11 protein-coding genes are annotated in these 10590 nt (G+C 35.9%); 4 read left to right on the forward strand and 7 right to left on the reverse strand.

All coding sequences use genetic code 11. The features are described 5' to 3' along the window. Positions 1 to 28: 28 nt before the first annotated feature. On the reverse strand, positions 29 to 715 hold the full coding sequence (locus ACZZZC_RS22015) for a lycopene cyclase domain-containing protein (protein ID WP_463484026.1): 687 nt from the start codon (positions 713 to 715) through the stop codon (positions 29 to 31). Beyond that, positions 715 to 1206: a hypothetical protein gene (locus ACZZZC_RS22020; RefSeq protein WP_463484027.1), complete on the reverse strand. Its 492-nt coding sequence runs from the start codon at positions 1204 to 1206 to the stop codon at positions 715 to 717. The genes ACZZZC_RS22015 and ACZZZC_RS22020 overlap by 1 nt, the downstream gene beginning before the upstream one ends. Here ACZZZC_RS22020 and ACZZZC_RS22025 point away from each other — a divergent pair. Beyond that, positions 1206 to 2843: a phytoene desaturase family protein gene (locus ACZZZC_RS22025; RefSeq protein WP_463484028.1), complete on the forward strand. Its 1638-nt coding sequence runs from the start codon at positions 1206 to 1208 to the stop codon at positions 2841 to 2843. The genes ACZZZC_RS22020 and ACZZZC_RS22025 overlap by 1 nt on opposite strands. Positions 2844 to 3302: 459 nt before the next feature. Here ACZZZC_RS22025 and ACZZZC_RS22030 read toward each other — a convergent pair whose 3' ends face one another. From ACZZZC_RS22030 to ACZZZC_RS22050, 5 genes are all read right to left on the reverse strand, one after another. Next, positions 3303 to 3833, reverse strand: coding sequence for an RNA polymerase sigma factor (locus ACZZZC_RS22030; protein ID WP_154279199.1), 531 nt, complete (start codon positions 3831 to 3833; stop codon positions 3303 to 3305). 128 nt (positions 3834 to 3961) lie between these two features. Then, positions 3962 to 4978 carry a UDP-N-acetylmuramate dehydrogenase gene (gene murB, locus ACZZZC_RS22035; protein ID WP_463484029.1) on the reverse strand — a complete coding sequence of 339 codons (1017 nt, stop codon included), beginning with the start codon at positions 4976 to 4978 and terminating at the stop codon, positions 3962 to 3964. A 159-nt stretch (positions 4979 to 5137) separates the two neighbouring features. Continuing rightward, complete coding sequence (locus ACZZZC_RS22040; protein ID WP_463484030.1) at positions 5138 to 6229, reverse strand: DUF4369 domain-containing protein; 1092 nt, start codon at positions 6227 to 6229, stop codon at positions 5138 to 5140. Continuing rightward, a complete protein-coding gene (locus ACZZZC_RS22045) occupies positions 6226 to 6666 on the reverse strand; it encodes a hypothetical protein (protein WP_463484031.1) in 441 nt (146 codons plus the stop codon). The genes ACZZZC_RS22040 and ACZZZC_RS22045 overlap by 4 nt, the downstream gene beginning before the upstream one ends. 44 nt (positions 6667 to 6710) lie before the next feature. Continuing rightward, positions 6711 to 7151: a sterol desaturase family protein gene (locus tag ACZZZC_RS22050; protein WP_463484032.1), complete on the reverse strand. Its 441-nt coding sequence runs from the start codon at positions 7149 to 7151 to the stop codon at positions 6711 to 6713. Positions 7152 to 7321: 170 nt separating this feature from the next. Here ACZZZC_RS22050 and ACZZZC_RS22055 point away from each other — a divergent pair, with 170 nt between their 5' ends. The 3 genes from ACZZZC_RS22055 to ACZZZC_RS22065 all read left to right on the forward strand — a co-directional run bounded on the left by ACZZZC_RS22055 (position 7322) and on the right by ACZZZC_RS22065 (position 10510). Continuing rightward, entirely contained in the window at positions 7322 to 7927 is a 606-nt protein-coding gene (locus ACZZZC_RS22055; RefSeq protein ID WP_463484033.1) for a TetR/AcrR family transcriptional regulator, read from the forward strand. Positions 7928 to 8102: 175 nt separating this feature from the next. Then, the gene (locus tag ACZZZC_RS22060; protein ID WP_463484034.1) at positions 8103 to 9443 is read left to right on the forward strand and encodes a TolC family protein; all 1341 of its coding nucleotides are present in this window, start codon (positions 8103 to 8105) and stop codon (positions 9441 to 9443) included. Positions 9444 to 9445: 2 nt separating this feature from the next. Continuing rightward, positions 9446 to 10510 (forward strand): efflux RND transporter periplasmic adaptor subunit, encoded by a 1065-nt coding sequence (locus tag ACZZZC_RS22065; protein ID WP_463484035.1) that lies wholly within the window; start codon positions 9446 to 9448, stop codon positions 10508 to 10510. Positions 10511 to 10590: the final 80 nt, after the last annotated feature.

Consider the following 10590-nt stretch of genomic DNA (forward strand, 5'->3'; position numbering starts at 1 on the left):
ATGTAAAAACTTTCATTTCCTAAACCTATCATCCCGTTTGTAGGGCTTTAATTTTAAATCGCTCGTATAAATAAATGTTCATTAACAACAAACCCATCAAATAAAAATGATCTTCAAAAGGAATAGTGCCAACGCGGAAATTTAAATTTTCATTGTTGTTATAAATCACCACCGGGATGGATGTTAAAAAGCCGTTTACAATATAAAAAGGGATCAGCGCAACTAAATAGGCCCGATAAAATTTGTACATGAACCTGTATTTTTGGTTGACATACTCTACTGCGAACAATAACACGAATAGAAAACCGAAATTAATTAACGTATACCATTTTGTATAACCAAAAAATAAAAATGCAAAGCAGATACCCAACACGGCATGGCTTACCGCCAAACTATATTTTTGCAGGCTGTTATTGGGGAAATAAGCGTTGAGGCATTCGTAGATAAATACGCAGGCGTAAGGAACGGTGAGAAAGAACAACATTTCTTCCAGTGGCAGGCCCCATAAATAAATACCCACGAGGTAATCAGGATTGAAAGACCACACATCAAGCTTTACAAACAACAAATCCCAGATTAAAAAAACAACGCCCGTAATCAGGATAGCGGGGATGATAAATTTCCATTTGCTATAGAAATGAACTTTTTTATCAAAAGACAAGGCAAGGGGAAATAAGATTACTCCAATATTGATGAGTAGATAAACGTAGTTCATTATATGTATTTCTGTAAAGTTTTAATTTCTTCGGCGGTACAACGCTTACTATCAATCATAAACCGGGCTACATTTTTTATTAAAGCGTCGTCTGCGACCCCAAAGTTACGGTTCTGGTAATGCTTAACAATTTCTTTCCTATCGGTGTTTAGATTTTTACTAAGCCCTAAAAAGCCTGGGGTAAAGTGCTCAATCGAAAAGCGCATAAAACGGATTTCAAGATTTTCTTTGTCCATATTTACTGCTTTTTGCATGGTTTTCAGAGAACCTTTAACGTATTTTATTTTATTATATGGGTTCCAGGTATGTTTAGCTTTCAACGCTTCTAAAGTACCTGCATAGGCAACGGTTAACGCAGTTTTATTTGGTAACCGGTTGAGTTTTTTAAATAGCGAATCCGTTAATGCTTCATTCTCTACTGCTTTAACCAAATCGGTTTTTAAAACTGCGATCTCTTTTGGAGAAAGCTGTGCTTTTGCAACGTTTATCAATGCAAAACAGGTTAGGAACAAAAATCGCAGTTTTATCATGTATAAGCAAAGGTAAGAAAAGCGAATGGTTTTATACTTTCGTATTTTTGATCCTATTGATAAGGGAAAAGCATGCCGATCAAAACAAAATCACTAAAAATCGCTTTATTTACACCATGGATAAAAAACCAAAGGTAACCGTGATCGGTGCCGGTTTCGCAGGAATATCTGCCGCAGCATTATTGGCGAAAGATGGTTGCGATGTTACTGTTATTGAGAAAAATGAAATGGCCGGGGGCCGAGCCAGAACCTGGAGTAAAGATGGTTTCTTATTTGATATGGGGCCAAGCTGGTATTGGATGCCTGATGTTTTTGAAAATTTCTATCAAATATTCGGTAAGAAAACTGCCGATTTCTATGAGCTTAAAAGGCTGAATCCATCTTACCGTATCTATTTTGGAAAAGCGCAAACTATAGACGTACCTGCTACGCTTGAAGAATTATATGAGCTTTTCGAAAAGCTTGAACCCGGGAGTTCTAAAAACCTCGATTCTTTTTTAGCACAGGCAAAGTACAAATATGATGTAGGAATGAATGAATATGTGTTCAAACCTTCGCACAGTGTGATGGAATATTTTGATCCGCGTTTGGCTATTAGTGGCATTAAACTGCAGCTGTTAGGTAATATGCGCAAACACGTGCATCAGCTTTTTAAAAATGAGCAGCTTAGGAAGCTTTTGGAGTTCCCTGTACTGTTTTTAGGCGCTACTCCACAAAACACTCCAGCATTGTATAGTTTAATGAACTACGCTGACTTAGTTTTGGGTACCTGGTATCCAATTGGTGGCATGCATAAAATTGTTGAAGCCATGCAAAGCATAGCCGAGCAACAGGGTGTAAAATTCTTGTTCAATACCGAAGTAAATAAAATTAGTGTGGAGGATGGAATTGCAAAGGAACTGTTAACCAACAAAGGCAACTTTGCAACTGATTTTGTAGTTGGCAACGCCGATTATCACCATATAGACCAAAAATTATTGGACAAGGCTTATCGCAACTATGATGAAAAATATTGGCAATCGAGAACAATGGCTCCCTCTTGCCTGCTTTTTTATATCGGGTTAAATAAGAAATTAAACAATATCCTTCATCATAATCTATTTTTCGATGAGGATTTTGATGCACATGCTGAAGAAATTTATACGAACCCGAAGTGGCCAGATAAACCTTTATTTTATGCGTGCTGTCCGTCGGTAACCGACCAAAGCGTTGCACCGGTAGGCTGTGAGAATTTATTTTTCCTGATTCCTATTGCCCCTGACCTGGAAGACAGTGACACTAAACGTGAGGAATATTTTAATTTATTATTAGAACGATTTAAGATTTTAACAGGCAATGATATTAAGGATAACATTATTTTTAAGCGAAGTTATGCCATGAAAGATTTTGTTGACGATTACCATGCTTTTAAAGGCAACGCTTATGGCCTAGCAAACACTTTGAAACAAACCGCATTTTTAAAACCTAAAATGAAAAGCAAAGTAACAAATATGTTATACACGGGACAATTGACTGTTCCAGGCCCTGGAGTGCCACCTGCAATCATATCTGGCCAAGTGGCAGCACAAGAAATAATAAAAAAGTTAAAAAAAGCTTGACAAACTTAAAATTTCCCTTATCTTTATATCCACAAAACAAAAACACTGCAAATAACCTTTTAAACGCAATATTGTTTGAGGTTTGCATTTGTTTCGAATAGAGAGAGAAGGCAAATTGTTGAAAGCAAACATAAGAATCAACTAACCAAATATATGATAAGCAATAAGGCCTGGATATTTTCCGGGCCTTTTGCTTTTCCAGAAAATCATTTGAACAGCAATAATCTCTACACTTTTAACGTTGGCAGCTCTTGCCAATAGCAGTTCATTTTAAAATTAGCCCCGATTGTACGAAAAGCCCGGAGCTGTGCGTGGGATGGTGGAATGGAAAAAGCGAGGACTTGTAGGGAAAGCGGGAACTTACTTACAAAAGAGTTCTAATTGTTGCGCTCCAAAAAATTCGACAAAAAAAAGTCTCAACTTTCGCTGAGACTTCTCATTCTTTTCAGAAAATATGTTTTATGCCATTTCTGCAATAGCAATATCTTTAGAATATGTTTTCAGATATTTTTTCAAAATTCCTCTCGCCACGTGAATACGGGTTTTTACAGTACCTATTGGAATCTGCAACATATCGGCAATTTCGTGGTATTTGTAACCTTCGAAATAACGAATGAAAGGAACATAATATTCTTCTGGTAATTGAGCAAGTGCTTTGTCAATATCACCAAGTACAAATTTACTTTCTGCCTGGTTTTTTGTAGCGCTATAAGAAAGGTTAGCAGAAGAAATATCTTCGCTTTGTGTAATTAAAGTATTTGTTTTTACTAAACGACGATAGTTGTTAATGAAAGTATTTTTCATGATTGTAAACAACCATCCTTTTAAATTTGTTCCTTCTTTAAACTTGTTATAGTAAGTGATGGCTTTGAGCATTGTATCTTGAACAAGATCATTTGCATCTTCGGCATCTTTGGTAAAATTTAAAGCATAAGATCTAAGTGAAACTGAGTGATGGTTAACCAGATGATTGAATTCAAATTTTGTCATGATATTTAGCTTTAGGTAAGATTTAAAACAAATGAATTGATGTTCATTGTTTTTTACTAAACAAACTTAATACCAAGTTTTTTTGGCACGGAACTAAAACAGCAAAACCTTGCTAAAGGTTGCTTCCGTCACAGAATATTTACTTCTCTTTCCAGAGTGACTCCAAAAGTAGACTTCACACTGTCTATTATTTGTGCAGAAAAATTATACACTTCCGAACCCGTTGCATTTCCATGATTAACCAATACCAGGGCCTGATTTTTCCAGGTACCGGTTTGGCCAACAACTTTTCCTTTCCAGCCACATTGCTCTATCAACCAGCCCGCAGCAAGTTTGATCTTATCATCGGGTGTTGGATAGTGCACAACATCAGGGTGTTTGGCCACCACATCGGCAAATTCATACTTCTCAATTACCGGGTTTTTGAAAAAGCTACCGGCATTGCCAATGGTAGATGGATCGGGAAGTTTACTCACCCGAATATGTGATACTGCCGAAGAAACATCGGCAATGGTTGGATTTTCTATCGCCCGCTTTTGAAGTTCTACCTCAATAGCCCCATAAGATGTATTTATTTTTGGTTGTGCAGATAAGCGGAAAGTTACTGAGGTAATAATAAATTGACCTTTTAACTCCGCCTTAAAAATACTTTCACGATAACCGAAATGGCAATCGCTGAAATTAAAGGTTTTGATTTCGCCGGTTTTGATTTCGAATGCGGTACAACTTTCAAAAACATCTTTAAGTTCTACTCCATAAGCACCAATATTCTGAATGGGCGAAGCGCCAACCGTTCCAGGGATCAAGCTTAGGTTTTCTACTCCTGCAAAGTTTTTTTCTACGCAATCGTTTACAAAATCGTTCCATACTTCGCCAGCACCTGCAGTAACGAGTATATTATCTCCATCGGTTTTTGATTCGATTCCTTTAATGCTGATCTTGATTACTAAACCCTCATAATCTCGCGTGAAAAGCACATTGCTCCCACCGCCGATGATTAATAATTTCTGCGTTTTAGTAAGCTCGTTTTCGAATAAGTCTTTTAAATCTGCTTCAGAAAAAATCTCCGCAAAATAGTTTGCCTTAACATCGATACTGAAAGAGTTGTAAGGTTTGAGCGAAATATTTTCTTGAATGTGAAGCATAACTAGTTTGTATTTGCCACAAAAGTAAAATAAAAAGGGATGAAATTTTAATGAGACTTAAGAGAAAGTTATTCAAAAATCTCTTTTAACTTATTTTTTAGATCAATATAAAATTCGTTGCCCGACCCTAAGTAACGACCAGCAATTTCTCCTTCTTTATCAATTAAAAATAAAAGTAGGGAAAGCACTTATACTATATTGAGTTAACAGGTTGTCATTTGATCCAATGAGGTTCACATCTTTTAACAAAACATGCTTCCATGATCCAGTTTTGTCGACTGAAATTGCATTTTTCCAAAGTTGGCGATCATGATCATATGCTATACTCAGTATCTCCAGCCCTTTAGTTTGGTATTGCTTATACAGCGAAATTAAATCAGGACTTAACTCCCGGCATTTTACGCACCAAGTACCCCAAAAATCAAGCAAGACATATTGTTTATCCTTAAAGTTACTCAACAATATTTCTTCATTACTTAAAGATTTTGCCTTGAAATGTGGGGCTTGCTGCCCAATATTGCTTAAACTTTTATAATTTAATTGCTTATATACCATTCGGCCCCAAAAACTATTCTGCACAACTGGAGAAAATTGATTGTAGTAAAATCTGATTGAATCCCGAGAAATGCCTCTTTCTGCGACCAAAAAAAAAGGACTTAAATATGATGTTGGATTATTTTTAAGAAAAGCTAATTTTCTTTCATTAATGACAGAAAACAATTTATATCTTCTTCTATAAATAGAGTCTAAATTACTTTTAATAAATCCTGTCCTGTCGTCTTTTTGAATTTTGGCAGTATAAAATTCGAGACTATCCCGTACCACATCATATTCATCCTTTAAATTAACCTCATCTAGAACTTTCTGTGTTTCAGAACCTGAAAGTTTTGCCTTATAAAACTTATCCTTCCATGCAATAATATCCATTTTTACAGGCTCAATAAAAAACCTAACAGCTGGCGGCCCGTCTAATACATTTGTTTTTCCGTTTTTGAGTGCCGCAAATGTAGGCTCATCAACTCTGCCTTTGAAGTGGAACTTGCCGTTTTTTACCGTGGTAGAATCGCTTACACCCTCATATTGTAGGAATATAATCTCCCCATCTTTAAGATCTGTTGTGCCAGCTAATGAAAATTGGTTATTACCTAATTGCTGCTGTGAAAAACCAGACTGTACAATTAGTAATAAAAAAAGAGAAGATATTGTTTTATAGACATGACTGAAGTTTGTGATCACTAATATAACTATCACTCCACAATCTTTGTGATCTCTTTATCAAAATTAAAACTGATCGTTTCTCTTTGTACACCCTCGACTTTTACACGCGATAGTGTCCAGCCTAGAAACTCTGGCTTCGTTTTCGCCAATTCGAGCAACCGATAACGTTGTTTTGTTAACGCTGCACTTACTAAACCAACACTATCTGATTCGGCTTGAGGTAAATGTTCAATCTCAGTCTCCAAAACTGCCAATGTGGAATCTAACTGATGGCCTTTACTCAAGCTATCCGCGTAAGCTTTTGGCGAGATGTTGTAAAGGCTATCTAACTTTACATCATTAAAATCCAGTTTCTGTTCAGCATTTTCATATTTAGATTCAACCAAATCTATGGCTCGATCTTTATCTGTTCTTTTTGTACAGGAAAATATTAATATTGAAATTGCAAAGAGGCGGAATATATTTTTCATAAAAGAAGTTTATAAGCTGGAAACAAGCACCTTGCCAGAATTTATCAGCTATTTAACAAATCCTTCCGCACAAACAGTAACCCAAAGGCTCTACTTTTTTCTTTGCCTTGATTTTTGTGATGAATTTTATGCGCTTTTCTTACTGCTCTTAAATAGCCATTATTACTCTGAAACGTTTTAAATCTTCTGTGAACAAACCAATCGTGAATGACAAAATAGATTACGCCGTATACACTAATTCCTAATCCAATGAAGAAACGATAACCAAAACCATCTCTATCAATAAACATTAAATAAAGAGAAAGGCCGGCAAAAAGCAAGGCAAATAAGTCGTTCCATTCAAAAAATGAATGTGATTTTTCATGATGACTTTTATGCATAAACCATAGCGGACCATGAAACAAATATTTATGTATGCACCAGGAAACGCATTCCATTACAACGATGGTAGAAATTACGATCAAGATGCTTAAAAATACATTCATTCTAAAGTTTATCTAAGAGTTGCAAATTATCTAATAAACCATTTAAAAACGCTTTTAAGTGTCATAACATTGTAACATAACATTCAATTTTTAATCAGATGATTAACATTTAAAATTATTGGCCTATTTTTGACTAAAATATTAAAAAAGTCAGAAAGTAGAAAAGTAAGATGATTGTAGCTGATAAAAAGAGAGAGCAGATTATTGAGGGTGCTATAAAAAGATTTAGTCATTTCGGTATTGGAAAAACCACTATGAACGATATTGCTGATGACCTTTCGGTTTCCAAACCCTCACTTTATTATTATTTCCCAGATAAGAAACACTTGATTCTTGGTGTGATTGAGAAGATTTTTAACGAATTTTTTGAGGCCATACAAAAGAAGTACAATCCCGAACTGGGATTAGAGACCATATTGGTAAACACAATAGATGTTAGAAATACCTTTTTCCAAAAATATTACATGTTAAAAATTGCGGAGGGTGTTCCAGATTTATTAAACGACGAATCGATTAAAACCAAGCTGAATGAATTAAAAGACATTGAAAAAGATTTTTTCGCAAAGGTTTTCGGCAGTGCAAAAGAAAAAGGCGAAATAGACCATGAAGATGTATCTCATGTTGCAGAGCTATATTTAGAAAGCTTAATGGGTTTAACCACCATGTGCGTAATGGAAACGGCTAAAGATATTTTCCCTGATAAGAAAGCATTAAATAAGATGAGCCAAAAGCAAAAAGATCTTTCTTCAATTTTCACAAAAGGATTGAAGTGCTAGGAAGAACAAGGAGCAAAGAGTAAAGAGCAAAGAACAAAAAGTAAAGATTAAGGATCAAGGAGCAAAGAACAAGTATTTCCAGTGCTAAACAGTTGCAATTGTCATCACGTCTTGATACTTGATACCAACTACCTGATACTAAAAATAAGAACCCAAAAAACAAAATCAATATATTATGCTTAGAGTAAAAATGGTAAAATTAATGCTCATCCTGTTAATAGGCATGGCTTTACCTGAACTGGTAACTGCACAACAGCAGGTTACCTTAAAAGATGCGCTAACCTATGCGCTTCAAAACAATGCCCGTGTTCGCAAATCGAAACTCGACATTGAAGGTGGACGATATAAGGTACAAGAAGTAAGGGCACAGGCTTTACCTCAACTTACTGGTACTGCTGGCTTAACTTACAACCCAATCATTGGACAATTAGTTGCCGATTTCGGTGGTCAGGCACAAGCTATTAAGTTAGGACAAAACTGGAATTCTAATGCTGGCGTACAGCTTTCGCAACAATTGTTTAACCAACAGGTTTTTACAGGTTTGCAGGCGGCACGTTCTAGCGAAGAATATTACAACCTCACCTCACAGTTAACCGAAGAACAAATAATTGAATTGGTTGCCAATAACTATTATCAGGTTTTGGTGAACAGACAACAATTAAATGTACTTGATACTAACATCAAAAATGTTAAAACGGTTGAAAAAGTAATCTCCAACCAGTTTAAAAATGGATTGGCACGAAAAATTGATGTGGATCGGATCAGCGTAAATTTAACCAACTTAAATACTCAAAGAGAGCAAGTGGTTAACGCGATTGTTCAATTGGAAAATCAGCTAAAATTTTCGATGGGGATGCCAGTAAGCACACCTATCCAATTACCGGTAACCGAATTAACTCAGGTTACACAATTGCCGGTTTTTACTGATTCAGTTGATTTGGCAAACAGAACAGAGGTTAAATTGCTCAACACGCAAGATAAACTACTTAGCTTACAGCGTAAAGCTTATCTGGCAGAATATTATCCATCGTTGGCATTAACAGGCAACTACACTTATTCTAGTCAGAGTGATGGTTTTGATTTTTTAAGCTCGAATGCTGCAGCTATTGGCTACGGGGCATCGGCGATAGGTTTAACTTTACGTGTTCCAATTTTTAACGGTTTTTTAACGCGTTCAAAAGTTCGCCAGGCAAATGTTGAAATTTTGAAAGCAAAAGAAGACAGAAAGGAATCAGTAAACTCGCTGAATCTGGCTTACGAAAATGCTAAAATTCAACTTCGCAATAACTTGAATACCATTAACTCGCAACGTAAAAACGTAGAGTTGGCTCAAGAAATTTACAAAAGCACTCAGAATAACTATAACAACGGGTTGGCTTCTTTAACTGATTTATTGGATACAGAAAATTCACTTACATCATCTCAAAACAGTTATACCCAGGCTTTATTAAACTATAAAATAGCCGAAATACAATTAATAAAATCAAACGGAAATATTAAATCGCTAGTACAATAAAAATGAAAAGAATAATTATCATCATTGTTGTAGTTATTGTTGCCCTTGGCGCAATTGCTTATGTTTTAACAAACAACAAGAAAAAGGCAGAAGAAACGACAGCATTTATCGCGAAGGGCAGCGGCGCTGTTGCTGTTAAAACCGCTACAGTTGAGCGTAAAGAAATTAACCTGGATTTTACGGCGAATGGTACTTTTGCAGCTAATCAAGAATTAAACTTCATGGCTGAAAACTCTGGTCGTGTGAGCAAAATTTTTGTAGAAGAAGGTAGTCGTGTAAGCAAAGGAACAGTATTGGCTAGAATTGATGCTGAAATTTTGAACACCGATAGAGAAACTGCAGAAGCTACTTATCAAAACGCACAAAAAGACTTACAACGTTATGAAAGCTCTTTCAAAACAGGCGGTGTAACTCAACAGCAGGTAGATCAGGCACGTTTAACTGCTCAAAATGCTAAAATTCGTTTACAGCAACAACAACGTAAGTTAAATGATGCTAACATTAGATCATCAATTAATGGTATTGTAAACAAAAAAATGATCGAAGTTGGCGCTGTTGTAGCACCAGGAACTCAATTATTTGAATTGGTAGATGTTTCAAAGTTAAAGTTGAAAGTAAACGTTAACGAAAGCCAGGTGGCTAACTTAAAAATCGGCGATGCAGTTCAAATTCAATCTTCTGTTTTTCCACAGGATAAGTTTACCGGTAAAGTAACTTTCATTGCTGCTAAAGCCGATGAAACTTTAAACTTTCCTATCGAAGTTGAAGTAACAAACAATGTTAAAAATAGCTTAAGAGCTGGTATGTATGGTTCAGCGGTTTTTAAATTCCCTAAACAAGCGCCAGCTATTTTAGTACCACGTACAGCTTTCGTTGGTAGCGTAAGCAGTAACGAAGTATATATTTTAGATAAAGCTAAAAATACCGCTCAAACCCGTAAAGTAGTTTCAGGACGTATTTTGGGTGAAAACGTAGAGGTAATAGATGGCTTAAAAGAAGGTGAAACAGTAATTACCAGTGGCCAAATTAACTTAAACGAGGGTACACCAGTTACGGTTATTAAGTAAAACGTCGAAAGTAAAAAGTAAAAAGCTCCAGGCTTAAACGCTTGGCGCTAAACCGGCCAGCTAATCGCTGTACGCCAAAC

Source organism: Pedobacter sp. AC212 (assembly GCF_979258625.1).